The sequence below is a fragment of the Bradyrhizobium sp. FW305-F6 genome (assembly GCF_058782905.1).
Map to the genome: position 1 here is coordinate 271,331 of NZ_JBYSYD010000004.1, position 23,684 is coordinate 295,014.

Annotated in this window: 24 protein-coding genes; 7 read left to right on the forward strand and 17 right to left on the reverse strand. The window is 65.7% G+C overall.

Annotated elements, in window-relative coordinates; all coding sequences use genetic code 11:
* Window positions 1–14 precede the first annotated feature (14 nt).
* Together AC3WLX_RS25775 and AC3WLX_RS25780 are read right to left on the reverse strand one after the other, a co-directional pair.
* Complete coding sequence (locus AC3WLX_RS25775; protein ID WP_291625997.1) at window positions 15–707, reverse strand: DUF1345 domain-containing protein; 693 nt, start codon at window positions 705–707, stop codon at window positions 15–17.
* A gap of 9 nt (window positions 708–716) precedes the next feature.
* Window positions 717–1,640, reverse strand: a complete 924-nt coding sequence (locus AC3WLX_RS25780) for a polyprenyl synthetase family protein (RefSeq protein ID WP_492338051.1) — start codon at window positions 1,638–1,640, stop codon at window positions 717–719.
* 161 nt (window positions 1,641–1,801) lie between these two features.
* On the opposite strand from AC3WLX_RS25780, the gene mtgA reads away from it, so the two are divergent.
* The 3 genes from mtgA (at window position 1,802) to AC3WLX_RS25795 (ending at window position 3,626) form a co-directional block, all read left to right on the forward strand.
* Window positions 1,802–2,476, forward strand: coding sequence for a monofunctional biosynthetic peptidoglycan transglycosylase (gene mtgA, locus AC3WLX_RS25785; RefSeq protein WP_291625993.1), 675 nt, complete (start codon window positions 1,802–1,804; stop codon window positions 2,474–2,476).
* A 171-nt stretch (window positions 2,477–2,647) separates the two neighbouring features.
* Window positions 2,648–2,830 (forward strand): 50S ribosomal protein L32, encoded by a 183-nt coding sequence (gene rpmF, locus AC3WLX_RS25790; RefSeq protein ID WP_007598106.1) that lies wholly within the window; start codon window positions 2,648–2,650, stop codon window positions 2,828–2,830.
* Window positions 2,831–2,972: 142 nt separating this feature from the next.
* Window positions 2,973–3,626 carry a hypothetical protein gene (locus AC3WLX_RS25795; RefSeq protein WP_492338052.1) on the forward strand — a complete coding sequence of 218 codons (654 nt, stop codon included), beginning with the start codon at window positions 2,973–2,975 and terminating at the stop codon, window positions 3,624–3,626.
* A 6-nt stretch (window positions 3,627–3,632) separates the two neighbouring features.
* Here AC3WLX_RS25795 and AC3WLX_RS25800 read toward each other — a convergent pair whose 3' ends face one another.
* Window positions 3,633–3,893, reverse strand: coding sequence for a hypothetical protein (locus AC3WLX_RS25800; RefSeq protein ID WP_291625916.1), 261 nt, complete (start codon window positions 3,891–3,893; stop codon window positions 3,633–3,635).
* Between the two features lie 220 nt (window positions 3,894–4,113).
* Here AC3WLX_RS25800 and AC3WLX_RS25805 point away from each other — a divergent pair, with 220 nt between their 5' ends.
* The gene (locus AC3WLX_RS25805) at window positions 4,114–5,808 is read left to right on the forward strand and encodes an EAL domain-containing protein (RefSeq protein ID WP_492338053.1); all 1,695 of its coding nucleotides are present in this window, start codon (window positions 4,114–4,116) and stop codon (window positions 5,806–5,808) included.
* 105 nt (window positions 5,809–5,913) lie between these two features.
* Here AC3WLX_RS25805 and AC3WLX_RS25810 read toward each other — a convergent pair whose 3' ends face one another.
* From AC3WLX_RS25810 to AC3WLX_RS25840, 7 genes are all read right to left on the reverse strand, one after another.
* The gene (locus AC3WLX_RS25810; protein ID WP_492338054.1) at window positions 5,914–7,422 is read right to left on the reverse strand and encodes a tripartite tricarboxylate transporter permease; all 1,509 of its coding nucleotides are present in this window, start codon (window positions 7,420–7,422) and stop codon (window positions 5,914–5,916) included.
* Window positions 7,423–7,425: 3 nt separating this feature from the next.
* Window positions 7,426–7,911 (reverse strand): tripartite tricarboxylate transporter TctB family protein, encoded by a 486-nt coding sequence (locus AC3WLX_RS25815; protein ID WP_492338055.1) that lies wholly within the window; start codon window positions 7,909–7,911, stop codon window positions 7,426–7,428.
* A 147-nt stretch (window positions 7,912–8,058) separates the two neighbouring features.
* Window positions 8,059–9,036: a tripartite tricarboxylate transporter substrate binding protein gene (locus tag AC3WLX_RS25820; protein ID WP_492338056.1), complete on the reverse strand. Its 978-nt coding sequence runs from the start codon at window positions 9,034–9,036 to the stop codon at window positions 8,059–8,061.
* 195 nt (window positions 9,037–9,231) lie between these two features.
* Window positions 9,232–12,096 (reverse strand): PAS-domain containing protein, encoded by a 2,865-nt coding sequence (locus AC3WLX_RS25825; protein ID WP_492338057.1) that lies wholly within the window; start codon window positions 12,094–12,096, stop codon window positions 9,232–9,234.
* A gap of 250 nt (window positions 12,097–12,346) precedes the next feature.
* Window positions 12,347–13,222, reverse strand: coding sequence for a GNAT family N-acetyltransferase (locus AC3WLX_RS25830; RefSeq protein ID WP_492338058.1), 876 nt, complete (start codon window positions 13,220–13,222; stop codon window positions 12,347–12,349).
* A 95-nt stretch (window positions 13,223–13,317) separates the two neighbouring features.
* A complete protein-coding gene (locus tag AC3WLX_RS25835) occupies window positions 13,318–14,298 on the reverse strand; it encodes an amino acid--[acyl-carrier-protein] ligase (protein ID WP_492338059.1) in 981 nt (326 codons plus the stop codon).
* Window positions 14,299–14,373: 75 nt separating this feature from the next.
* Window positions 14,374–15,591 (reverse strand): acyl-CoA dehydrogenase family protein, encoded by a 1,218-nt coding sequence (locus AC3WLX_RS25840; RefSeq protein WP_492338060.1) that lies wholly within the window; start codon window positions 15,589–15,591, stop codon window positions 14,374–14,376.
* Window positions 15,592–15,947: 356 nt separating this feature from the next.
* On the opposite strand from AC3WLX_RS25840, the gene AC3WLX_RS25845 reads away from it, so the two are divergent.
* The gene (locus tag AC3WLX_RS25845; protein WP_492338061.1) at window positions 15,948–16,220 is read left to right on the forward strand and encodes a phosphopantetheine-binding protein; all 273 of its coding nucleotides are present in this window, start codon (window positions 15,948–15,950) and stop codon (window positions 16,218–16,220) included.
* 162 nt (window positions 16,221–16,382) lie between these two features.
* On the forward strand, window positions 16,383–17,282 hold the full coding sequence (locus tag AC3WLX_RS25850; RefSeq protein ID WP_492338062.1) for an EamA family transporter: 900 nt from the start codon (window positions 16,383–16,385) through the stop codon (window positions 17,280–17,282).
* A gap of 51 nt (window positions 17,283–17,333) precedes the next feature.
* On the opposite strand, the gene AC3WLX_RS25855 is transcribed toward AC3WLX_RS25850, so the two are convergent.
* From AC3WLX_RS25855 to AC3WLX_RS25870, 4 genes are read right to left on the reverse strand one after another with little or no spacing between them, the layout of a single operon-like run.
* The gene (locus AC3WLX_RS25855) at window positions 17,334–17,816 is read right to left on the reverse strand and encodes a DUF1178 family protein (protein ID WP_291624287.1); all 483 of its coding nucleotides are present in this window, start codon (window positions 17,814–17,816) and stop codon (window positions 17,334–17,336) included.
* Window positions 17,813–18,691 (reverse strand): carbon-nitrogen hydrolase family protein, encoded by an 879-nt coding sequence (locus AC3WLX_RS25860; RefSeq protein WP_291624286.1) that lies wholly within the window; start codon window positions 18,689–18,691, stop codon window positions 17,813–17,815. The genes AC3WLX_RS25855 and AC3WLX_RS25860 overlap by 4 nt, the downstream gene beginning before the upstream one ends.
* Complete coding sequence (gene grxC, locus AC3WLX_RS25865) at window positions 18,688–18,963, reverse strand: glutaredoxin 3 (protein WP_492338063.1); 276 nt, start codon at window positions 18,961–18,963, stop codon at window positions 18,688–18,690. Before grxC ends, AC3WLX_RS25860 begins: the two co-directional genes overlap by 4 nt.
* A gap of 34 nt (window positions 18,964–18,997) precedes the next feature.
* The gene (locus tag AC3WLX_RS25870; protein WP_492338064.1) at window positions 18,998–19,807 is read right to left on the reverse strand and encodes a ComF family protein; all 810 of its coding nucleotides are present in this window, start codon (window positions 19,805–19,807) and stop codon (window positions 18,998–19,000) included.
* A gap of 103 nt (window positions 19,808–19,910) precedes the next feature.
* Between AC3WLX_RS25870 and AC3WLX_RS25875 the strand changes: the two genes are divergently transcribed.
* Window positions 19,911–20,789 carry a methyltransferase domain-containing protein gene (locus AC3WLX_RS25875; protein WP_492338065.1) on the forward strand — a complete coding sequence of 293 codons (879 nt, stop codon included), beginning with the start codon at window positions 19,911–19,913 and terminating at the stop codon, window positions 20,787–20,789.
* An 81-nt stretch (window positions 20,790–20,870) separates the two neighbouring features.
* On the opposite strand, the gene AC3WLX_RS25880 is transcribed toward AC3WLX_RS25875, so the two are convergent.
* The 3 genes from AC3WLX_RS25880 to AC3WLX_RS25890 form a co-directional block, all read right to left on the reverse strand.
* Complete coding sequence (locus AC3WLX_RS25880; RefSeq protein WP_492338066.1) at window positions 20,871–21,281, reverse strand: (deoxy)nucleoside triphosphate pyrophosphohydrolase; 411 nt, start codon at window positions 21,279–21,281, stop codon at window positions 20,871–20,873.
* Window positions 21,282–21,285: 4 nt separating this feature from the next.
* The gene (gene argJ / locus AC3WLX_RS25885) at window positions 21,286–22,527 is read right to left on the reverse strand and encodes a bifunctional glutamate N-acetyltransferase/amino-acid acetyltransferase ArgJ (protein ID WP_492338067.1); all 1,242 of its coding nucleotides are present in this window, start codon (window positions 22,525–22,527) and stop codon (window positions 21,286–21,288) included.
* A 116-nt stretch (window positions 22,528–22,643) separates the two neighbouring features.
* Window positions 22,644–23,558 (reverse strand): peptidylprolyl isomerase, encoded by a 915-nt coding sequence (locus tag AC3WLX_RS25890; RefSeq protein ID WP_492338068.1) that lies wholly within the window; start codon window positions 23,556–23,558, stop codon window positions 22,644–22,646.
* Window positions 23,559–23,684: the final 126 nt, after the last annotated feature.

The following is a 23,684-nucleotide window of genomic DNA, read 5'->3' on the forward strand; positions in this document are numbered from 1 at the left end:
CCGGGACGACCCGATCAGTTCGAGATCGCGCTCGCCGCGATGTTCACCGTCAGCGCCAGCAACGCCGTGTTGTAGATGAACGAGGCGATCCCATGCGCCGTCGCCGTGCGGCGGATGGTCTTGTCGGTGATGCCGACGTCGGAGACCTGCGCGGTCATGCCGATCACGAACGAGAAATAGACGAAGTCCCAATAATCGGCATGGTCTTCCTGGTCGCCGCCGCTCGGGAATTGCAGGCCGCCCGGCTTTGTGTTGCGGTAGTAATCATGCGCGTAATGCAGCGCGAAGATCGTGTGCACGGCGGCCCATGACAGCACGATGGTGACGATTGCGATCGTCAGCTCGAGGACGCCGCGATGCGGCGTGCCGAGCTCGGAGACGATCGCTGCGATGCTGGCAAAGGCCCCGATCGCGGTCACGAGCAGGATCACGAAGCGGCCGTCATCCTGCATCGCTGCGGCACGGCGGATATGCTGATGGTCGTTGCACAGCATCATCGCGTAGACCAGCACGAGATAGACAGCGATCAGCGCGTCCCAGCCGAGCAGGAGCCGTGTCACCACCCGGAAGGTCCCCGGCAACAGCAGGCAGACCAGGACGCCGACGGTGAGTGCGATGAAGGTCCGCGGCCTCGCATAGATCAGCCGCATCGGCCGCGACATCCGGCGGAAGCGAACGAGGACGGGATCCTCTTTGCCGCCGGCCATTGTCTTGCGTCAGTTCTTCCGTTCGGCGACGAAGCGCGCCGCGGCTTGCAGCACGGCGGCGCGGTCGCCGAAGATCGACACGGCGCTGTCGGCGCGCGCGAGCAGGTCGCGTACGCGCTGCTTGGCGCCTTCGATGCCGAGCTGGGTGACGAAGGTGGTCTTGCCGAGGGCGGCATCGGCGCCGGCCGGCTTGCCGAGCGCGGCCGCGTCGCCTTCGACGTCGAGCAGGTCGTCGGCGATCTGGAACGCTTCGCCGAGCGCGCGGCCGTAATCGTCGAGCGCCTGATATTCCGCCTTCGAGGCCTGGCCGAGGATTGCGCCGGCGATGCAGCCGTAGCGCAACAGCGCGCCGGTCTTCATCTGCTGGATACGGGCGACGTCGATCGGCTCGTTGCCGCCGAAACGGCCTTCGCCGGCGAGGTCGAGGATCTGGCCGCCGACCATGCCGCCGATGCCGGCGCAGCGCGCCAGCGCGCGCGTCAAGAGCAGCCGGACATTGGCGTCGCGGTGGACCTCGTCGCGCGTGATGATGTCGAAGGCGAGCGTCAGGAGCCCGTCGCCGGCGAGGATCGCCGTAGCGTCATCGGTCTTCTTGTGCAGAGTGGGGCGGCCGCGCCGCAGGTCCGAATTGTCCATGGCCGGCAGATCGTCATGGATCAAAGAATAGCAGTGGATGCATTCGAGTGCGGCGCCGACGAGCAGGGCCGCCTCGCGCGGCACGCTGAACACGGCGGCGCTTTCGACCACCAGGAAGGGGCGCAGGCGCTTGCCGCCGTTCAGGCTCGAATAGCGCATTGCGTCCATCAGTCGCTTGGGCCGGGCGATTTCGTCATGCAGGATGTCGTCGGACAGCAGGCGCCCGAGCAGGGCCTCGGTGTCATCAGCGGTCTTGTCCAGACGTTTGGCGAAATCGGACGGGGACGTGCCGGTCATCAAGAGGGGCTCCAGAACTAAAATTCGGCGGGACAATCCTTTATGCGCCCGCCCCAGTCAATCGTTTGGAAGGCCTAAAAAGTGCTGGAAAAGGCCCGAATAATCACAGACTTAATGCTCCAGCCCGTAGCCGTGGTTCAGTTTGCGCCGGAAAGGTCGATTTGCGCTTCGTCAAAATCCTGCTGGTCGTGCTCGCGGTCGTGGTCCTTGCGCCCTATGTGATCGCGCCGTTCTACCGCACCGGCCACCCTGTTTCGACGCTGATGGCGTGGCGCAGCTTGCAGGGCGCGCCGATGCAGCGGCAATGGATCGATCTGGCTGATATGTCGCCTTCTCTGCCGCGCGCGGTGGTGGCGGCCGAGGATGCCCATTTCTGCAAGCATCACGGCATCGATTGGGGCGCATTACGCGAGGCGATCGACGACGCCAGGGAGGACGGCGGCGCCTTCCGCGGCGCGTCCACAATCACCCAGCAGGTCGCCAAGAACCTGTTCCTGTGGCAGGGCCGCGATTACGTCCGCAAGGCGCTCGAATTCCCGCTGGCACTTTGGATCGACCTCGTCCTGCCCAAGCAGCGGATTCTCGAAATCTACCTCAACATCGCCGAGCTGGGGCCGCAGGGGCAATTCGGCGTCGAGGCGGCCAGCACCTACGCCTTCGGCAAATCGGCTGAAAACCTGTCGCCCCGGGAGGCGGCACTTCTGGCCTCGATCCTGCCGAACCCGGTGAAACGCAGTGCCCGGACGCCGGGACCGGGCGTCCGGCGGCTGGCCGCCACCTATATGGCGAGAGGGCAGGCCAGCTCGCTTGCGACCTGCTGGCGGGAGAATCGCTGATTTTGGGCCCATTCCGGGCTCATTTTCCGGTCCAAGAGCCTAGCTTTACGGACGGCCTTCCTCTATAAGCGCGGCCTTGATCGGCATTCAGCTCGCCCCGTTATTTGCGGGTGCTGAGCCGTCCCGTCGCGGACGATGCCCTGATGACACCAATCCCTAGAGGATGTTGAAATGGCCGTTCCGAGAAGAAAAACCTCGCCGTCGCGCCGTGGCATGCGCCGCTCGGCTGACGCCATCAAGAAGCCGACCTATGTGGAAGACAAGGACTCCGGCGAGCTCCGTCGTCCGCACCATCTCGACCTCAAGACCGGCATGTACAAGGGCCGCCAGGTCCTGAAGAAGAAAGAGTCCTGAACCCAGGACCCTTCTCCAGGCGGGATGATCGTGCCTGCCTGATTTCGGCCAACCCATGAGATAGACGGTGACGGCGGCGGAGCGAATGCTTCGCCGCTGCATTGTTCTGTCCGGATATCTTGATCGAGAAGGCATCTCGTCGATGGTCGGTTTCCCGCTGCTTCTGATTCCGCTCGCGGTCTACAACATCATCGCCTTCCTGATGCCGACCGTGTCCTTCACGGACGTGCTGTTCAAGGTCCCGATGGTGTCCGGCGAGGTCTGGCCGGTCACGCTCGCCGATCTCCTGCTGGCGCTCGGCGTGGTGCTGCTGCTGCTCGAAGTGGTCAAGGGCGCGCGGCCCGGCTCGAAATTCCTGATGGATCATCTGCTGTCGCTGATCGTCTTCGGCGCCGCCGCCGCCGAATTCGTGATGTGGCCCAAATTCGGCAACTCCACCTTTTTCCTGCTGGTGCTGCTGGCGATGGCGGACTTCTTCGCCGGCATTGCCCAGCGCACGCGCCGCCGCGTCACTTATGTCGCCGAGACCACGGTGCCGGCGCCGCGCAGGGCCAAGCGCAAGGCCGAAGAGCCGGCGGAGGATGTGGAGTCCGAGCGCAAGTTCGAGCCGGTGGTTGCGCCGCAGCCAGCACCGGCGGCACCCGCCTCCTCGGCGCAGTCCGTCGCCGAATCCGTGCTGATGGACCATCCGGCGCCGAAGACGGCGCAGGCTACCGCGCCGTCGCCGGAAGTACCCTCGCCCCATCTTCAGCCGGGCAACGGGACGCCACCCCCGACTGATGCGCCGCCGCGCTGATCGGCCTCAAGCCACCAGCCGCGTTCGCAATGCGACGCTTCCCAGCGGCCGCTTGTCGCCATAGGCCGTCCGCGCATCTTCGGAAGAGGCGCGGCGGAGCCGGCTGGCCTGGGACGGATATTCGGCATTGGCGATGAGCTGGGTGACGAAGCTCGGATCGGGGCGCGGCAGCGGCGCCTTGTGAACCCAGCGCAACGTGGGCAGCAGCGGCACAAGGGCCGTGCCCGTGCCGTTGTCCGCCCCATCCGCTCGATCGGTACCCAACATCGCATTCACCGTTGATCCGGCGAGATTGTCGCGTTTCGGGACGCGGGAGCCGGTGCGAGTCCTGTACTCGCAAGGCCTATGCCGGCCGGACCGGTTTGGTTCCCGCGCCGGCAAAACGTGGTTTCCAAATTGTTTATCAACTTTGCCTAGGGTCGGGGGCGAATCTGGCTCTATCCTGTGCCGGCTCAGGACTTCTCCACTGTCCCGAAACGAGGCGATTTTGACCCCTGCATTGCCGCAAGCCTCCGACATCCTGGCCGCGCTCGGCCAGGCCGTGTTCGCCTGGGACCTCGCCAGCGACGTCATGGTCTGGGGGGAGCAGGCCGCCAGCATCTTTCCCGGGATTCCCGCCGAGCGGCTCGCGACCGGCGCCGAATTCGCCAAGCTGATCGAGCCCGCGCAGTCGCTGCGGACGGGGGCGCTGGCGCAAACGTCCCCCGTGCACGGCGCCGACGGCACGCCCTACCGGGTCGAGTACGGCGTCCGCATGAGTGCCTCCGATCCCGTGGTCTGGATCGAGGAGACCGGCCGCTGGTTCGCTGGTCCCGACGGCCGCCCCGTGCGCGCGATCGGCTCCGTGCGCATCAACAATGAACGCCACGCCCGCGACGAGGAGCTGGCGAAGCTGGCCCGGCTTGACCCGCTGACGGGTGAGCTGAACCGCTCGCATCTGATCGCAGCGCTCGCCGAGGCGATCGAGGAGACGGCCCGTTTCCGCTCGACCGCGGCTTTCATGCTGGTCGGCATCGATCATCTCGCCCGCGTCAACGACGCCTTCGGCTTCGACGTTGCCGATGCCGTGATCCTCGACGTCGCCAAGCGGATCCGCGCGCGGCTGCGCGGCGGCGACGTGCTCGGGCGCTTCTCCGGCAACAAGTTCGGCCTGATCCTCAAGAACTGCACCGTTGACGACATGAACGTCGCTGCCGAGCGCTTCCTTGCCGGCATCCGCGACGAGGTGGTGCCGACCAAATCCGGCCCGGTCTCGGTCACCGCGTCGATCGGCGCGGTCAGCCTGCCGCGCTACGCCCGCACCACCGACGAGGCCGTCAACCGCGCCCATGAGACGCTGGACGCTGCCAAGCGCCGCCGCGCCGGCTCGTTCGCGGCCTGGCGCCCGGATGCCGCGCGTGACGCGCAGCGCCGGGTCAACATCCGCGTCACCGACGAGATCGTCACCGCGCTCAACGAGCGCCGCATCAGGCTCGCCTATGAGCCGGTGGTCTCGGCGGCCTCGCGCGAGCGCGCTTTCCATGAATGCCTGGTGCGGATGGACCAGGGCGGCGGCCAGGTGCTGCTCGCGCCCGACATCGTTCCGGTGGCCGAACGGCTCGGCCTGATCCGCCTGGTCGACCACCGCGTGCTCGAGCTCGTGGTCGCCGAGCTCGCCGCTGCCCCCGAAATCTGCCTCAGCCTCAACATCTCGCCCGATACGACCATGGATCCGGACTGGTGGGCGGGGATCGAATCGCTGATGCTGGCGCATCCCGGCGTCGCCGAGCGGCTGATCATCGAGATCACCGAGACGGTCGCGATCCAGGACATCGACGACGTACGCGGCTTCGTCACGCGGCTGAAGAATTTCGGCAGCCGGATCGCCATCGACGATTTCGGCGCCGGCTACACCTCGTTCCGGAACCTGCGCAAGCTCGGCGTGGACATCGTCAAGATCGACGGCGCCTTCGTGCAGAACATCACCCGTTCCGCCGACGACCGCGCTTTCGTGCAGACCCTGATCGATCTCGCCCGCCGCCTCGAGATCAAGACCGTCGCCGAATGGGTGCAGGACGACGAAGCCGCAGGCATGCTGCGCGAGTGGGGCTGCGACTACATCCAGGGCCGCCTGATCGGCTTGGCATCGGCCGAGCGGCCGTGGGACGTGCCGTCGGACAGCGCGCTGCCTGCGGCGAGCTGAGATGCTGTAGGGTGGGCAAAGGCGCACTTGCGCCGTGCCCACCGTTCCTCTGTGATGGATGCCGATCGTGGGCACGCTTCGCTTTGCCCACCCTACGAGATCTCCTCACGCGCCCTCGTCCAGCGCCACCAGCTCGCGCTTCTTGCGCAGCGACGGCAGCAGCGGCGCGATCAGCAGCACCAGCGCGAAGACGAGACACACGCCCGAGATCGGGCGCTGCACGAAGGTCCAGAGATCGCCCTGCGACAGGATCAGCGACTTGCGTAAGTTGTTCTCCATCATCGGCCCCAGCACGAAGGCGAGCACCAAAGGTGCCGGCTCGTAGCCGAGCTTGCGCATGAAATAGCCGATGATCCCGAACGCGATCATGACGTGGACGTCGAACACGTTGTTGCTGGAGCAGTAGACGCCGATGATCGTGAACAGGATGATCAGGGGAAACAGCACGTTGTAGGGCAGCTTGAGCAATTGCACCCACATGCCGATCATCGGCAGGTTCAGGATCAGCAGCATGACGTTGCCGATATACATGCTGGCGACGATGCCCCAGAACAGGCCGGGGTTCTGCGTGATCAGCAACGGTCCCGGCTGCAGGCCGTGAATGACGAAGGCGCCTAACAGCAGCGCCATCACCACGTTCGGCGGGATGCCGAGCGTCATCAGCGGAATGAAGGCGCCGCCCGCCGCGGCATTGTTCGCCGATTCCGGCCCGGCGACGCCTTCGATCGCACCATGGCCGAAACGCTCGGGCGTCTTCGACAGCCGCTTCTCCAGCGCGTAGGAGGCGAACGACGCCACCACCGCGCCGCCGCCGGGCAGGATGCCGAGGAAGAAGCCGAGGATGGTGCCGCGGCCGACCGGGCCTGCGCTCGCCTTCCAGTCCTCTTTGCTAGGCAGGAGATGGGTGATCCTGGCGTTGATGATGTCGCGCTTGATGGCCTGCTCGGTGTTGAGCAGCACCTCGGCGACACCGAACAGGCCCATCACCACGGGCACGAGGCCGATGCCGTCGATCAGCTCCATGCGGCCGAAAGTCAGCCGCGGCTGTGCGGTGATGCTGTCGAGCCCGACCAGCCCGAGCACGACACCGACGCACGCCATCAGCAGCGCTTTCGGCATCGAGCCCTGGGTGAGAAAGGTGAGCACGACGAGGCCGAGCACCATCAGGCTGAAATACTCGGCCGGGCCGAACGCGATCGCGACGCTGGCGAGCTTCGGCGCCACCAGCATCAAGGCGATCAGCGCGAACGTGCCGGCGGCGAACGAGCCGAAAGCGGAGATGCCGAGCGCGGGACCGGCGCGGCCCTGTTTGGCCATCTGGTGGCCGTCGATGCAGGTGACGACAGAGGCAGCCTCGCCTGGGATGTTGACCAGGATCGACGTGGTCGAGCCGCCATACATCGAGCCGTAATAGATGCCGGCCATCATGATGATGCCGGATTCCGGCGTGCCCGACAGCGTCACCGGCAACAGCAGCGACATCGCCGAGATCGGCCCGATCCCCGGCAGCACGCCGACCAGCGTGCCGATGAAGACGCCGATGAAGCAATAGAGCAGGTTGACCGGCAGCAGCGCGACGCCGAACCCATGGGCGACATTGACGAGCGTATCCATGGCTCAGCCGATCCCGAACAGGCCGGAGGGCAGCTGGATCAACAGCAGCCGCTTGAGCACCCACCACATTCCCGATGGCGCCAGCACTGCGATCGGAATCGCCAGCGTCCAGCGCACGGGATCGATCAAGCGTAACAGCAGCAGCATCAACGGAATCGACGACAGCAGGAAGCCCAGCGGCTCGAGGGCGAGGGAGAATGCGATGAGGCAGGCGATGAGGAGGAGCGGTTTGCTCAAGCGTACGTTCTCCCAGCGTGAGGCCAGCGTCGGCCCACCCTCCGTGATCGCCGAGACGATGATGGCGCCTGCGAGCACGCACATCAGGATGCCCGTGTAGAACAGCACGTAGCCGGACCCGGGATCGTTGATGGTGCCGAGCCTGAGCTTCAACCCCGACCAGATCACGAATCCGCCGAGTGCAAGCCCGATCAGCCCGCCCCAGAGCTCGGAGTTGCTGAGGCGGAGTTTGACGTTGGTTGGGTCGTGCATCGATTCTCTCTCGTGCCCCGAACGCAGCGCATCAGGACTGATGCGCTGCAGAGCCGGGGCCCATGGGTGTGGGCAAAGAAGATGAGTTCCGGCTCTGCGCAGCAGCGTTGCACGCCGCAGCGCGTCCGGGACACAAGCGGCGCGGTTTTACTTCTTCGCCAGCCCAAGCGTGTTGATCACCTTGCGCTCGGACTCGGTGACCTCGACGACAAATTTCTTGTAGTCCTCGGTGTTCTTGTAGTTCGGCACCATGTCGTACTTGGCGAGGGTGGCGATCACCGCAGGGTCCTCGACCGCCTTCTTGAAGGCATCGTGGAGCTTGGCGACGATCTTGGGATCCATCCCCTTCGGGCCGGCTATGCCGAACGGAGAATCATAGACCATGGGATAGCCGAGCTCCTTCAGCGTCGGCACATCGGGATAGTTCGGCGAGCGTGCGCCGGTCCACACCATCAGGAGCCGCAGCTTGCCGGCGTCGACCAGCGGCCGCCAACCCGTGGAGTCAGCTTGAAGCATGGTGTGCTGACCGAGCACGGCGGCATTGGTCTCCGCGCCGCCCTTGAAGGGCACCTGGGTCAGCTTGATTCCGGCCATTCCCGCAATCTGCTCCATTCCGACATGCAGCGAGGTTCCGGCGCCCGGCGTGGCATAGGTCACCTTGCCCGGGTTCGCCTTGGCGAACTCGACCACGTCCTTCCAGCTCTTGAATTGCGACTCCGCACTGGTCGTGACGCCGAAGGTGTAGCCGGTGAGATGGACGATGTAGGTGAAATCCTTCGCCGGATCCCACGACACCTCCTGCATCAGTGGAAGGCGAAACACCGTGATGGGGATCTGCGAGATGGTGTAGCCGTCCGGCTTCGCCGCCGCCGCCATCGTCGCCGGTCCGACCGTCCCGCCGCCGCCGGCCTTGTTGTCGATCACGATCGGCTGCCCCAGCACCTTCGAGGCGCTGTCGGCGATCGCGCGCATCGAGATATCGGTCGAGCCGCCGGCCGGCCACGGCACGATCAACGTGATCGGCTTGGTGGGATAGTCCTGCGCATAGACGGCCGTGGAGAGCAATGCGCCCATGACTGCATGCAGCGCGGCAAATGCAATCGTCTTCAGCCCGTATCCCGACATCGAAAACGCCTCCCTTTCGGCGGCGTCCTTGGGGCCGCCGTCTCTCATTCTTGTGGGGCGATTGTTTCTTAAATCGAGCCAGAAGAAAAGCGCGTTGCGCGGGCCGCGGGCGGTCGGGCAATTCCCGCGGAGGCGGCCAATGCGACAATTCGTCGTGCGGCCGCGTGCCGAGGGGCGGAATTTGAGCTGCAGCCGTCAGGCCACCCGCCGGACCATGTTCAGCGCCTCGATGGTGCGGTCGACCTCGGATGCGAGGCACGGCTTGCCGAAATAATAGCCCTGCACGGCGGTGCAGCCGCACTCGCGGACGAAGTCGAGCTGCTCCTCGGTTTCCACCCCCTCCGCCGTGGTCTCGACGCCGAGCACGGAGCCGAGGCTTGCGATGGTGCGGACGATGGCGACGCTCTCCGGGCTTTCGCCGAGCGTGCCGACGAAGGAACGGTCGATCTTGATGCGGTCGAACGGAAACTTGCGCAAGTAGCTCAGCGAAGAATAGCCGACGCCAAAATCGTCGAGGCTGACCCGCACGCCCAGCGCGCGGAGTTGGTGCAGGATCTCGACCGTCGCTTCGCTGTCGTCGAGCAGCGCCGTCTCGGTGACCTCGAGCTCGAGCCGTTGAGGGGGCAGTCCGGCTTGCGCAAGTGCGCTCGTCACCATCGCTACCAGTCCGCGGAAGCGGAATTGCACGGGCGACAGGTTCACCGCGACGGTGACATCGGGCCAGGCCGCGGCGGCTGCGCAGGCCGTGCGCAGCACCCATTCGCCGATCGGAACGATCAGCCCGTTCTCCTCGGCAATCGGAATGAACTCGGCCGGAGAGACCAGCCCGCGCGAGGGATGCTTCCAGCGCAGCAGTGCCTCGAAGCCGGTGAGAGCGAAAGAATCGAGCCGCATCTGCGGTTGAAACACCAGGTGGAATTCACGTCGTTCGAGCGCGCCGGCCAGATCCTGCTCCAGCGCGTGCCGGCTGCGCGCCTGCTCCTCCATCTCGGGCTCGAACAGCTGATATGCGCCGCGCCCCCTGGCCTTGGCCTGGTACAGCGCGAGGTCGGCGCATTTCATCAGCTCGTCGGCGTCGAGCCCGTGATCGGGTGCGATCGCGATACCGACGGAGACGCCGACATGGACCGACTGGCCTTCCAGCGGCGGGGGATGGCCGATGACGTCGACGAGGCGGCGGGCAAGTTCCTCGGCCGCTTGCGGCTGCGGTCCGCGCTGGAGAACGGCGAACTCGTCGCCGCCGAGCCGCGCGACGGTGTCGTGCTCGCCGACATTCTCCTTGAGGCGCTCTGCGACCCAGCGCAGCAGGCGGTCGCCTGCGGCGTGGCCGAGGCGGTCGTTGACGGTCTTGAAATTGTCGAGGTCGAAGCACAGCACGGCCATGGCGCCGCCGGCGACCGCGACCTGGTTCAGTCCCTCGCTCATCTTCTCGCGGAACAGCGTGCGATTGGGCAGGTCGGTCAGCGAATCGTGCTGCGCCATGTGCGCGACGCGTGCCTGGGCCTTGTGGCGTTCGGTCACGTCTTCGTAGGTGACGACCCAGCCGCCGTGCTCCATCCGCTTGTGGTTGAGCTTGATGATGCGGCCGTCGTTCAGGTGCCGGTGCAACGTGTGCTCGCCCTCGCGCAGCCGCTCGACGTAGTCGGCATAGAGCCGGGCGCCCGTGATGTTGGGATGATTGCCGAGCTCGCAGCTGTGCTCCATGATCTCGCGCATCGAGACGCCGGGCTTCACGATGTCCGGCGAAAGGCCGTACATCTCGATATAGCGGCGATTGCAGACGATCACGCGCAGGCTCGCATCGAGCATGCAGAGCCCCTGGCTCATGTTGTTCAACGCCGCGTCGAAGCGGCGGTACTGTTCACTGAGCTGCTCGATCGCATGTTCCCGCTCGGTGATGTCCTCGTAGGTGGCGACGAAGCCGCCATCGGGCAGCGCGCAATAGCGTACCGAGATCACGGTGCCGTTCGACATGCGCCGGCGCATCGGCGAGGAATCGCAAGTTGCGATCCGCGCGCGGGCGGATTCGAGGATTTGCCCGGCGCTGTATTCCGCAGCGTACGCGCCGTTCGCCATCGAACGTTCGATCAGCTCGGCGAGATGCGTCCCTGGCCTGGTCTCCTCCGGCGATAGCCGGTAGATCTTGCGATAGGTGGTGTTGCAGACCCGAAGCCGCATGTCGCTGTCGTAGAAGGCGAGCCCGTGCGCCATGTTCTCCAGGGCAGCATCGAGGATGAAGTTCTGCTGCCTCAACGTTTCTTCATGTTGCAGCTGCTCCGTGACGTCCTCGTGCACCGTGACCCAGCCGCCGTCCGGCAGGAAGCGGGAGACCGCCTGCACCATCCGTCCGTCATAGCGCATCACCAGCAGGGACTTCGATTTCCCCCTGCGCACATCTTCCAGCCGGCTCGCGACGAACTCGTCGCTGGGCATGCCGGGGAGGTTGCCGCGCGACATCCAGTGCTCGATCACCGTGCTGTGCGGGATGCCCGGCTTCACGACCTCGGGATCGAGATCATAGAGCTTGAGGAAACGCTCGTTGCAGAGGACGACGCGGCTCTCGGCGTCGTACATGATGAGGCCGTGCGACATGTTGGCGAGCGCATGCTGGCTGCGCTCGGTCTGCACGTGCAATTCCGCCTCGAGCCGGGCGAGGCGGGTGACGTCGTCGCAGATCGTCATCCAGCCGCCGCCGGGGAGCGGCTTCAGATCGAGGGACATGACGACGCCGTTCGCCAGCCGCTGCTCGGTCCGGAACGGCTTGCCCCCTGCGATCTGTGCGATGCGTGCTGAATACAGCGCGTCCAGCTCGCTTTCCGGAAAGTTGCCCCGACTCGCACTGTGAGCGAGCACCTCACGGTACTTCGTACCGACCCGCACGACCTCGGCCGACATATCGAAGAAGGAGAGGTAACGCTGATTGACCAGCATGATGCGATTGTCGACGCCGTAGACGCAGACACCCTGCTCCATGTGGTCGAGCGCAAGCTGGCTCAGCGCGACCAGGGCATCCGCGTCCTGCTCACGGCCCGTACCAAGCTCGTTGTCGGGGGGCGACATCATGGGGTCGGCGGGACCTCGGCAGGCAACAGACTCGACGCAACCTAGTGCAGCCGCCGAGGGTAGCGAAGAGGCCGGAAAATTCCCTTAAGCGCCGTAGTTTACGGACGGTGACCGGCGACGGGGAGAGCGCCCGTAAATGGCGTTCTGACAAGGCGATAGGCCGTAGCCCGGATGAGCGCAGCGATATCCGGGACGGGCGTCCCCGCATGTCGCTACGCTCATGCGGGCTATGGAGCCGAACGTTGCGCTACGGCCCGTACAACACGAGTTCCGTGTCCGTGAGATCGCCGAGCCGTGGCTCATGCGGCCCCCTGAAATATTTGCGGCCGCGCCGCTCGGTGTAGATGCCGACGAGGCCCGGAATCGGACCGTTGGCGTCCACAGCAACCGCGATCTTGCCAAGCCGTAGCAGCAACCGGCCGATGCGGCCGGCGCATTCGGCATATTCGGCGGCATTCCGGCAATAGATCAGCTTCATGGCGGGGGGCGCGATGAAGCCGCGGCGGATACGCACCGGTTGCAGGATGAAGGGGAATGTTCCCTTCGGCGTGCGGCACACGAGGCTGAGGCAGTTGTAGCGCGCATGGCGTGCCAACAGCTCGGTCTCCGCTTCGGAAAGCCCCTTGATCTCCTTGGCGTGCGGCGGAATGACCTCGATCTCGCTCCGGCGCGGTGGCCGCGCCAACGCAGGGACCGAAAAGAATAGGCCGCGGCAATAGTCGCGAAAACCCTGCGTCTCGATGATCGGCCAGGTCCACGGCGCCGGGCTGATGTTGAAGTAAGTGACGTCCTTGTGCCGCTGCGCGATCTTGGTCAGCAGCGGGGCGTAGTTGCGATAGGCCGGGTCGACGTACCAGCTCGACAGATTGCACCGGATGACGGTCTCTTCGCCCTCCTTGCGTGCCGTGTAGATCAGGAGCAGCACGCCGACCGGCGTGCCATCGTCGTCGAGCATGTAGCCGAAGCGCGGATAGCCCTCCGGCACGGCTCGGAAGGCCTGCCGGCGCAGGCCCTGAATCCAGTAGTCGCGTGATCGGCCGACGAAGCCGCGCGTCAGCAAGTCCGCGATCTTGTCGACGTCGGACTCCGTGATCTCGCGGCATCGGACCTTGGTGTGGATCACGTTCGTCTTGCCCGTGGAAATGGTCGGCCTCGTGGTGTCTATCGTTTCAGCATGATCTTTTCGGAAGACCGCTTCGCACTTTTCCGGATCATGCTCTAGCGCCAGCCTTCGCCATGGGCCTCGGCCGCGACAGGCGGCTGCAGGCCCAGGACGTCCCGCACCTTGGCGGGCCAGGCGGAGAGATCGGTGCCGTGGGTGTGGAACATGGCGACCGCGAGCCGATCCATGCCGAAGGCGACGCAGCCGGTATGGGCCGGCTCGCCGTTGGCGTCCTGAATGTCCCAGGTCGTGCCGAAATGCTCGCGATGATAGTTGAAGCTCATGCAGGCGGTCGGCTGCTCCTCGGAGCGCAGCGGAATCAGGAGCTCGAACTTGAGCTGCTGCTGCTTCTGGCTGACCGCCTTCATCTGGCCGACGCGGCCGAAGAAGGGGTCGCTGGCATAGTCGACGCGGAAGGTGAGGCCGAGGTCGCGCGCGATCGCCTGCGCCCGCACCATCCAGCGCTCGCGGAAATCGGCGACGTCGTCAGCCGTGCCGATGCAGACATATTCGCGCATGCGGAACGATTGCAGCCGGTCGAGATGCTTCGACGGCTCGCGGCGGAAGCAATCGGCGGCAACGTCGAAGCGCAGGCCGCCCTTCGGCAATTGGCCACGGCTCGCTGCGATCGGGTAGACCGGATAGCAGGCGGCCGGCGACAGCACGAGATCGGCCGGCGAGAGCGAGGTGGTCCAGTCGCCGCCGGCATCGAAACGGCTCACCGCGGCGTTGATCTCGCGCTCGGTGCCGTGCAGGCCGCAGACGCAGCCGAGCAGGTTCGGAAAGCTCTTGAGGTAGCCGGATTTCTCCAGCTGCGCGCGGCTCATCACCGGCGGGAAGCGCATCACCTCGGTGCCGGCTTCGCGATGGCTGGTGATCAACGCGGCAAGCCGCTCGACAATTCCCTCATAGAGCGCGGTGCGGGCATAGACGCCGTCGGCGCCCATGCGGTGGAATAGCCGGTCGGCGAGATGATCGAGCGGATCGATCTGCTGCGGCGCGGTCGCGGGCGATTCGGGGAGGACGGCAATATTCATGATTCGATGTCCTGCTATCTCGAAAATTGTTCTTGTTGATTCAGTCGCCAATGCACGTCGAAGGCACGTCGGTCGTCAGTCGCGAAGGCTCGTCGGCACCCCGCTCATCAGCGTCGATGTCGCGGCGTTGAGCAGGATGCGGTCGTTGTTGATCATGATCGGCGACGACAGCACGTCGCGCAGGTGACGGCCCATGGTGAACTCGCCGTCGTTGCGGTAGCCGGAAAGACCCGTGGTGCGCATCGCATGCATCACGGTCTCGACCGCGAGCTCGGAAGCCTGCACCTTCAGAAGCGTGATCGACGACTGGAAGTCGAGCGAGCCGAGCGCACGCTCGTCATGCTCGACACGGGCGAAAGCATCGATATTGGCGGCGATCAGCGCGCGCAGCTTGGCAAGCGACATCTTGGCGGCGGTGAAGTGCGCCGCAGCCGGCGGCATCTGACCGCCGGACGAGCGCGCTGCCTTGCGGATGAAGGCCTGCGCGCGGGTCACGGCCGCCGCGGCGATGCCGGCCCAGGCCGACGACCAGCACAGATGCGCGAACGGCGTCATGGTCTGGGCGTGGATCTTGTCGTAGGCTTCCGGGAAGACGCGGTCGGCGGGGCAGTCGACCTTCAGCTCGAAACCGGTCGAGCAGGTGCCGCGCATGCCGAGCGTTTCCCAACCCAGCGTCCGCTTCAGCGAATAATCGTCCTTGGCGAGGGCCAGCAGGACCTGGTCGGAGGCAGCGGCATCGGTGGCGCGGCGGGCGATGGTGACGAGGCCGTCGGCCTCGGCACCGTAGGAGATCACGGTGGCGTCGCGCACCAGCGAGACGGTGTCGCCGGCATGATCGACTGCGGCGGCGCTGGCGCGGATGTTGCCGCCGTTCTGGCCCTCTGTGGTGGAGGAGGCGAGCAGCCACTGGTCGCGCGCGACCCGGCGCATCATGGTTTCCATCCAGGGAATGCCATGGCCATGCCTGACGACGCAGGCGACCTTGGTCTGGTGCATCGCATAGATCATCGCGGTCGAGGCGCAGGCGCGTCCGAGCGTGTAGCAGATGTCGGTGACGTCATGGATCGAGGCGCCAAAGCCGCCGAACTCGACCGGTATCATCACGCCAAGCAGTTTCTGCTCACGCGCGACGTCGAACGCCCGGTGCGGGAAGCGTGCGTCGCGATCGACCTCCTCTGCGTCGGCCGCGGCCGCCGCAGCGGTCCGTGCGGCGCGCTCGATCAGGGAGGGGCCCTGTTCGAGAAAGCTCGCCTGCATTTCGTCGACAGTGAGGACTGCTTCACGCACGTTCATGCTCGTCCGCCTCCGGTTTGCCGTTCGAGATCGCCGGCATCATTCGCGATGCCGCCGGCGATCCTCCGGTCCTCTTTGCTTGTGAGACGAGGCTACGGATTTAATTCAAATTCGTCGATGAAATAGAGGGTAAACAAACCCGAATTCCGGACTAACAGTTAAAGCCCGGTTGTTTGCAGCACCCGGTTTTCCGGCATCGCGTTAGGATTTTGGAAAAAGCCGAATTCAGACAATCCGAGTCATCGTTTACTAAGAAACGCGAAGTATTGCTGCCGCCCATTGCAGGAGCGGCGGCCCGTGCCCATCGTAGCCGGCAGTCCGGTCCGCTCCGATAGACAAGATGGGAATGATTGCCGATGCAGGCCTTCCATAACGATTTGCGCAACCGCATCACCAAGCTGGTGAAGGGCATCCTCGAACAGAATTCGCTCGCCGCAGACGTCACCCCTTCGGCCAAGCTCGTCGATGTCGGCCTGACTTCGATGGACATGGTCAATCTGATGCTCGGCGTCGAGGCCGAGTTCGACTTCACGATCCCGCAATCCGAGATCACGCCGGAGAATTTCCAGTCCGTCGAGACGCTGGAACGCATGATTGCGACCCAGCTGCGGCCGGCAACCGCGGCCTGAGCCGGACACACGGCCAATCCGGCGCCGCCCTTGCGTTTTGCAGGCGCCGGCACCGAGTTCGTTGCGAGAGCATCGCACCCATGACGTCCGCGTGATTGACGTGCTTCGCGGGCGGCGGCAGGTTGGCTGAAATCTTCGGTCTTCCCCCACCCCTCCGCCCCGATGCTCACCATCGCCAGCCTCTGGATTCCCTTCACCATTGTTGCCGCGCTCGGGCAGGTCGCGCGCAACGCGATGCAGCGGTCGTTGACGAAGCCGCTGGGGACCTGGGGCGCGACCAACATCCGCTTCCTGTTCGGCTTTCCGTTCTCGCTGCTGTTCCTGGGCCTGGTGCTGGCTGCGACCGGCGATCCTCTCAGCCGGCCGCCTGCCGTGTTCTGGCCGTGGCTGCTGTTGGGGGCGCTCAGCCAGATCGTCGCGACCGGGCTGATGCTGCTTGCGATGAACGACCGCTCTTTCGTCGTGACGACGGCATATCTCAAGACCGAAGCGATCCAGACCGCGATCTTCGGCTTCGTCTTCCTCAGCGATCACCTGACCTGGCTGAAAGTGCTCGCGATCGTGATCGCCACCGTCGGCGTCGTCATCACCGCGCTGCGCCCGGGCGGCGAGAAGAGCTTCGCGGAATTGAAGCCGACCATCACGGGCCTCGTCGCCGCTGCGGCGTTTGCGCTCTCCGCGGTCGGCTTCCGCGGCGCCATCCTCAATGTACCTGATGTCTCCTTCGTCACCGCGGCGTCGGTCACGCTGGTGCTCGGCCTGTTCGTGCAGACGCTGGTGCTGACGATCTATCTGCTGCTGCGCGCGCCGGACGTGTTGCGGGGCATCCTCCGCCTATGGCGGCCCTCGATGCTCGCCGGCTTTACGGGCGCCTTCGCCTCGCAGTTCTGGTTCCTGGCCTTCGCGCTGACGGCAGCCGCCAATGTCCGTACGCTCGCCTTGATCGAGGTGCTGTTCGCACAAGGCGTTGCCTACTACTCCTTCAAGCAGCCGATCGCGCCGCGCGAGCTTCTCGGCATCGCGCTGATCGTGGCAGGCGTCGCGCTGCTGGTGGGGGCTTAGTCAATTGCCTCAACCGTCGTCATGCCCGGCCATGACGAAGGTGGCGAAGGTCTAGTTCCTGTCTTCCGGTAGCGCCGGCAGCGGCGAGACCTCGATGCCTTCCTCGATCAGCGACTTCGCCTCTTCCGGCGAGGCCTCGCCATAGATCGGACGGTGCTCCTTGTCGCCGTAATGCATGGCGCGGGCTTCATTGGCAAAACGCTCACCGACATTGTCGGCGTTCTTGACGATATGGTCTCGCAGCTCTTTCAGCTTGGCGCGCAGCTCCCGCTCCTGCGCCATCAGCAGCGAGGTCGGACCCGAGGGCGCAGCGTCGGGCGCCGCGGCCGCCACGGGCTCGGGCGGCGGGGCTGCGCGGCCACGGCCCTTCTTGCCGACGATGCGGGGGGCCATGATTGCCTTCTCGACCTTGGCCGAGCCGCAGATTGGACAGGTCACGAGCTTGCGCTTCACCTGCGAATCATAGGCAGACGAGCTCTGGAACCAGCTCTCGAACTCGTGGTTCCGGTCGCAACGAAGCGCGTAGCGGATCATGCCGAGCCCCGAACCAGGTGCAGATGGTCCGGCCCCGCCTTGGGATCTGAAACACCGAAGCGGCGGCCGTGCTGGAGCGACGGGATGGCCCGGCGGGCCGACTCGACCTTGGCCGGATCGATCTTGGCCATGATGATGCCGGGCTCGACATCGCCCTCGGCGAGGATCTCGCCCCAGGGATCGATGATCAGCGAGTGGCCATAGGTCTCGCGCTTGTTCTCGTGCAGGCCGGCCTGGGCCGCGGCGAGAATGAAGCAGCCGGTCTCGATCGCACGCGCCCGCAGCAGCACGTGCCAATGCGCTTCGCCGGTCTTGCGGGTGAAAGCGGACGGCACCGTGATGAAGTAGGCGCCGCTTTCGGCGAGCGCGCGATAGAGCGCGGGAAAGCGCACATCGTAGCAGATCGTCAAGCCCACGCGGCCCCAGGGCAGGTCTGAGATCACGGCGGTCTCGCCGGGCTGGTAATTGGCGGATTCGCGATAGCTCTCGCCATCCGGCAGCTCGATGTCGAACATGTGGATCTTGTCGTAGCTCGCGAGCACATTGCCCTCGGGCCCGATCAGGAAGGAGCGGTTGACCGCCTTCTCCGGCGAAAAGCGCAGTGCCAGCGAGCCGACATGGAGGTGGATCTTCAGCTCCGCCGCGAGCGCCCGGTAGGCCTTCAGCGAGGCGTCGTCCTCCTCGCTCTGCAGATGCTCGAACAAGGCCTTGCGGTTCAGCTGCATCATGTTGCTGACCTCGGGCGTCTGCACGTAGTCGGCGCCTTTGGCCGCAGCCTGCCGGATCAGCTTGGTGGCCTGTTCGAGGCTTGGCCCCGGCATCAGACCGGTGCGCATCTGCACCATGGCGGCCGTGAACGTGCGGTCCTCGCTCATGAGCTGGCCTTCACGCCGTCGAGCATGCCGTCGAGCTTGCCTTCGCGATCGAGCGCGTAGAGGTCGTCGCAGCCGCCGACATGTGTCCCGCCGATCCAGATCTGCGGGAAGGTCGAACCCTGGCCGGCACGGCCGTACATCTCCTCGCGCCAGGACGGGTTCTTGGCGACATCGAATTCGGTGAAGGTCACCTTCTTGCGGGCCAGCAGCGACTTGGCGGCGGAACAATAGCCGCAGCCCGGCCTGGTGTAGATCTCGACAGCAGCGGTCATTCGTCTGGCGCTCTCATGTCATGAATTCGTTGAATTATATGGGACGGGAGCCGCTCTCGACAACCCGGGCAAAGACCAGCACGTCGACTTGGGCCGCCTTGGCCCGGAGCAGGACCCGCGCGCAGGCATCCAGCGTGGCCCCTGACGTCAGGACATCGTCGATCAGGATAATGCGCCGGCCCTGAACCTCGGCCTGACGGTCGGGAGATACCTGGAATGCGCCCTGCACATTGGTAGCGCGCTGGGCCCGCGACAGCCCGATCTGCTGCTCGGTCGCACGCACCCGCAGCAGCACGTCGCCCCGCGCTTCGACCCCGCTCTGCCGTTCGATGACACGCGCCAGCGCACCGGACTGGTTGTAGCGGCGCCGCCAGGCCCGCCGCCAATACAGGGGCACCGGCACCAGCATGTCGGCCTCCTTCAGCAACTCGCCGCCCGCGCGCGCCATCCAGCGGCCCATGGCTGGCGCCAGATCGGTGCGGTCCTGATACTTCAGCGCATGCACCAGCGTGCGCGCGACGTCGTCATAGCGCACCGCCGCGCGGGCACGCTGGTAGGCCGGCGGGCTCGCGATCGCCTCCATCGACAGCATGTCGGGGCCGGGGTCATAGACGAAGGGGATGCCGAGCCTCGGGCAATAGGGCCGCTCGATGAACGACAGCCGCGCCCAGCACGCCGCGCAAACGCCCTCGCCATCCACCGGCTCTTGGCAGGACACGCACTGAGTCGGCAGCGCAATGTCGAGCGCGAGCCGCGCGGTGCGCGACACCACATGGCGACCAACCTTCCACGCCGCAAGCAGGGGAGCGGCGAAGGAACGGTTGGGGGTCGTCTCAGCTTCCATGAGGGAAGGCTAGCGTTGCACCATGGATTGCTCAAGCCATTCATCTCGTGCTCCGGGCACAACCCAGCAGCTGCCGAGCGTTCGGGACACGAGAGCGATTGCCATGCCCAACCTGATCAGCGTAACCAATCGCATGGCTCAGACCTCGCAAACTCCGCCCGCCCTGTTCGATCGCGCCTTGCTGCATGCGCGGCAGCAGCGCGCGCAAAAACAAGGGGCGGTGACCTTCCTGCTCGATCGGGTCGCCGAGGACATGTCCGACCGGCTGGCGGCGGTGATGCGCGAGTTCCAGGCACCGGCCGATCTCTGGACGCCCGGCGACGGGCTCGCAGCGCTGCGCACGCGGCTTCCCTCCATCGAACTCATTGAACTCGACGCAGTGGGCTTGGAGACACTTCCCTTCGCGCCCGAAAGCTTCGATCTCGTCGTCTCGGCGCTGGCCCTGCAATTCGTCAACGACCTGCCGGGCGTGCTCGCGCAAATCCGGCGGGCGCTGAAGCCCGACGGCCTGCTGCTCGCAGCGATGATCGGCGGCGACAGCCTGACCGAGCTGCGGCAGGCCTTTGCCGCGGCGGAAGCCGAATGCGAGGGCGGCGTGTCGCCGCGCGTGGCGCCGTTTGCCGATCTTCGCGACATCGGCGCGCTGCTGCAGCGGGCCGGCTTCGCGCTGCCGGTCACCGACGTCGATCGCGTCGTGGTGCGCTATGCCAATGCATTCGCCTTGATGCAGGATCTCCGCCGCATGGGCGCTTCGAACGTGCTGATCGAGCGGCGGCGAATGCCGCCGCGGCGCGCGACGTTGCTGCGCATGGCCGAAATCTACGCCGAGCGCTTCGCCGATGCCGACGGCCGCATCCGAGCGACATTCGACATCATCTGGCTCTCGGGCTGGGCTCCGCATGCGAGCCAGCAGCAGCCGCTGAAGCCGGGGTCGGCGAAGGCGAGCCTTGCGGAGGCGGTGAGGAAGGCGGGGGACACGTAGGCGTTTCCAACGTCATTCCGGGGCGATGCGCACCACAGTTCACGCTCTCGCGCGTCCTGGAATGACGATGCAAGGGCATCGTCACATCAACAAATCGATCAGATGCGGGATCAGGGGAATGTCCGCCGGCGGCATCGGATAGTCGCGCAGCTTGTTGGCGCGGACCCAGGCGAGGTTCTGGCCCTCGCGCGGCGCCACCATCCCTTCCCAGCGCCGGCAGACATACAGCGGCATCAGGAGGTGGAAGGTCTCATAGCCGTAGCTGGCGAAGGTCAGCGGCGCCAGGCACGGCTCGGCCACGGTGATGCCGAGCTCCTCATGCAGCTCGCGGATCAGGCACTGCTCGGGCCGCTCGCCGGGCTCCAGCTTGCCGCCGGGAAATTCCCAAAGGCCAGCCAGCGCCTTGCCCTCGGGGCGCTGCGCGATCAGGACGCGCTTGTCGGCGTCGACCAGCGCGCAGGCCACGACGAGGGTGAGCCTCAGTTCCGCCATCCGATCAGGACCTGTAATCCCCGTTGATCGCGACATATTCCTTGGTGAGGTCGCAGGTCAGCACGCGGTCGCGGCCCTTGCCGAGGCCGAGCGAGACCAGAATCGCGATCTCCGGCGCCTTCATTGCTTCCGACACCTGCGCTTCGTTATAGTCGGGGTCGCGCGCGCCTTTCTTGGCGACGCGGATGCCGTTGAACGAGATCGAGAGCTTGTCGCGGTCGGCGGGCTCGCCGGCCTTGCCGACTGCCATCACCACGCGGCCCCAATTGGCGTCCTCGCCCGCGATCGCGGTCTTCACCAGAGGCGAGTTGGCGATCGACATCGCGATTCTGCGCGCCGAGGCCTTGGTCTTGGCGCCCTCGACGGTGATCTCGACCAGCTTGCGGGCGCCTTCGCCGTCGCGCGCCACCTGCTCGGCCAGATTGGCCAGCACCTGGTTGAAAGCCTTGACGAACGCCTTCAGGCGCGGATCGCTGGCGCGGCTGATCTTCGGCGCACCATGCGCGGCGGCAGCGCCGGTGGCGAATGCCAGCAGCGTATCGGAGGTCGAGGTGTCGCCGTCGATCGTCACGGCGTTGAACGTGTCCTCGACGCCGCTCTTGAGCAGCGCCTGCAAGGCCGCCGGCGCGATCGGCGCATCGGTGAAGATGAAGGACAGCATGGTCGCCATGTCGGGCGCGATCATGCCGGCACCCTTGGCCATGCCATTGATGGTGACCTTCGCCTTGCCGAGCCGGACGGTCGCGGTCGCGACCTTCGGGAAGGTGTCAGTCGTCATGATCGCCTTGGCCGCGGCGAGATAGTCGCCGGGCTCGGCGGTCCCGGCGAGGCGGCCGAGCACGCCGTCGAACTTGGTTGCGTCCAGCGGCTCGCCGATCACGCCGGTCGACGCCAGGAAGATCTCACCCTCGCTGCAGCCGACCGCCTTGGCCGCGATCTTCGCGGTCAGTGCGGTGGAGGCGCGGCCGGTCTTGCCGGTGAAGGCATTGGCATTGCCGGAATTGACCACGAGTGCGCGCGCCTTACCGCCGTTCAGCTTGGCGCGGCACCATTCCACCGGGGCCGAAGGGCACTTCGATTTGGTGAAGACGCCGGCGACGGCGGTGCCCTTGTCCATCACCGCCAGCAGAACGTCGGTGCGGTTCTTGTAGCGGATGCCGGCTTCGGCCGTCGCCAGACGGACGCCCGCGATCACGGGCATGTCTGGGACGGTTTTCGGGGCGAGGGGAGAGACTGAGGAGGACATCGCGGGCGCCTTGGTGGGGTCTGGACATGCAGATGGCCGGGGGATTCCCGGCCATTGCGACGTTAGATACTCTCGGCGTCCGCCAAGTGACAGCGAATTCTTACGTCTTCGCGGTCTTACTTCTTTGCGGGCGGCGCCATCTTGCTGTCGGACGGCTTGGCCGCGTCGGCCGGCTTGGCGTCGGCTGCGGGCTGATCCAGCCGCTCGACCTTGGCCTCGGTGCGGAGCTTGGCGACATACTCGGCCTGGGCCTTGCGGGTCACGTATTGCTCGATCTGGGCCTTGACCTGCTCGAAATCGGGCGCCTTGCGGCTGCGCTTTTCCTCGACCTTGATGATGTGCCAGCCGAATTGCGACTTCACGGGATCGGAGATCTTGCCCGGCTCCAGCGCGAAGGCGACCGTCGAGAATTCCGGCACCATCTGCTCCTTGGTGAAGAAGCCGAGGTCGCCGCCGTCGGCCGAGCCCGGATCCTTGGATTTCTTCTTGGCCAGCTCGGCGAAATCGGCGCCCTTGTCGAGCTCGGCCTTTACCGCCTTGGCCTCGTCCTCGGTCTCGACCAGGATGTGGCGGGCGCGCACCTCCTGCTCGCCGGTGATCTGCTTGGCGGCCTCCTCATAGACTTTCTTCATGGCCTCCGGGGTGGTCGCGGCCTTGCCCTCGCTGGCGAGCAGGCTGTCCATCAGAAGCCGGTTGCGGGCGAATGCCAGGCGCTTCTTGAACTCCTCGTTGTCCGCGATCTTCTTGTCTTCGGCAGCCTTGCCGACGATCTTCATGTCGATCAGGAAGGACAGGACGTTCTCGTCCTTGGTCGCCGGGTCCATCTGGGCGAGGCTTGCCCCGAGTTCCTCCTCGGCCATGGCGACGTCGCTCTTCTTGATTTCAGCACCATTGACCTTCGCCAGCACCGGATCATCGGCGGCCCGGAGCGGGCCCGCGAACGCCAGGGACAGCGCCAGAGCGAGGCTCCCAGCCAGGGCGGACGCATGGCGGAAGCGCTGGCCGGTGGTTACCGGGAACGAGGTGGTCATGAAAAATCCTTATGTTGAAGCAGGGGGCTGCTCGAAGCGGGCGGACACTCGCCCAATTCAGGGGGGCTTGGCAACGCGAAAAGTCTGTCAAAATGATGAATTAGCCGCAATGCGCCCGCCGTTGAC

What these genes read in the sequence shown, in the direction of transcription:
- AC3WLX_RS25775 (WP_291625997.1), bottom strand. Translation starts at nt 707, where the DNA reads ATGGCCGGCGGCAAAGAGGATCCCGTCCTCGTTCGCTTCCGCCGGATG.
- AC3WLX_RS25780 (WP_492338051.1), bottom strand. Translation starts at nt 1,640, where the DNA reads ATGACCGGCACGTCCCCGTCCGATTTCGCCAAACGTCTGGACAAGACC.
- rpmF (WP_007598106.1), top strand. Translation starts at nt 2,648, where the DNA reads ATGGCCGTTCCGAGAAGAAAAACCTCGCCGTCGCGCCGTGGCATGCGC.
- AC3WLX_RS25795 (WP_492338052.1), top strand. Translation starts at nt 2,973, where the DNA reads ATGGTCGGTTTCCCGCTGCTTCTGATTCCGCTCGCGGTCTACAACATC.
- AC3WLX_RS25800 (WP_291625916.1), bottom strand. Translation starts at nt 3,893, where the DNA reads ATGTTGGGTACCGATCGAGCGGATGGGGCGGACAACGGCACGGGCACG.
- AC3WLX_RS25810 (WP_492338054.1), bottom strand. Translation starts at nt 7,422, where the DNA reads ATGGATACGCTCGTCAATGTCGCCCATGGGTTCGGCGTCGCGCTGCTG.
- AC3WLX_RS25815 (WP_492338055.1), bottom strand. Translation starts at nt 7,911, where the DNA reads ATGCACGACCCAACCAACGTCAAACTCCGCCTCAGCAACTCCGAGCTC.
- AC3WLX_RS25820 (WP_492338056.1), bottom strand. Translation starts at nt 9,036, where the DNA reads ATGTCGGGATACGGGCTGAAGACGATTGCATTTGCCGCGCTGCATGCA.
- AC3WLX_RS25825 (WP_492338057.1), bottom strand. Translation starts at nt 12,096, where the DNA reads ATGTCGCCCCCCGACAACGAGCTTGGTACGGGCCGTGAGCAGGACGCG.
- AC3WLX_RS25835 (WP_492338059.1), bottom strand. Translation starts at nt 14,298, where the DNA reads ATGAATATTGCCGTCCTCCCCGAATCGCCCGCGACCGCGCCGCAGCAG.
- AC3WLX_RS25840 (WP_492338060.1), bottom strand. Translation starts at nt 15,591, where the DNA reads ATGAACGTGCGTGAAGCAGTCCTCACTGTCGACGAAATGCAGGCGAGC.
- AC3WLX_RS25845 (WP_492338061.1), top strand. Translation starts at nt 15,948, where the DNA reads ATGCAGGCCTTCCATAACGATTTGCGCAACCGCATCACCAAGCTGGTG.
- AC3WLX_RS25850 (WP_492338062.1), top strand. Translation starts at nt 16,383, where the DNA reads ATGCTCACCATCGCCAGCCTCTGGATTCCCTTCACCATTGTTGCCGCG.
- AC3WLX_RS25855 (WP_291624287.1), bottom strand. Translation starts at nt 17,816, where the DNA reads ATGATCCGCTACGCGCTTCGTTGCGACCGGAACCACGAGTTCGAGAGC.
- AC3WLX_RS25860 (WP_291624286.1), bottom strand. Translation starts at nt 18,691, where the DNA reads ATGAGCGAGGACCGCACGTTCACGGCCGCCATGGTGCAGATGCGCACC.
- grxC (WP_492338063.1), bottom strand. Translation starts at nt 18,963, where the DNA reads ATGACCGCTGCTGTCGAGATCTACACCAGGCCGGGCTGCGGCTATTGT.
- AC3WLX_RS25870 (WP_492338064.1), bottom strand. Translation starts at nt 19,807, where the DNA reads ATGGAAGCTGAGACGACCCCCAACCGTTCCTTCGCCGCTCCCCTGCTT.
- AC3WLX_RS25875 (WP_492338065.1), top strand. Translation starts at nt 19,911, where the DNA reads ATGCCCAACCTGATCAGCGTAACCAATCGCATGGCTCAGACCTCGCAA.
- AC3WLX_RS25880 (WP_492338066.1), bottom strand. Translation starts at nt 21,281, where the DNA reads ATGGCGGAACTGAGGCTCACCCTCGTCGTGGCCTGCGCGCTGGTCGAC.
- argJ (WP_492338067.1), bottom strand. Translation starts at nt 22,527, where the DNA reads ATGTCCTCCTCAGTCTCTCCCCTCGCCCCGAAAACCGTCCCAGACATG.
- AC3WLX_RS25890 (WP_492338068.1), bottom strand. Translation starts at nt 23,558, where the DNA reads ATGACCACCTCGTTCCCGGTAACCACCGGCCAGCGCTTCCGCCATGCG.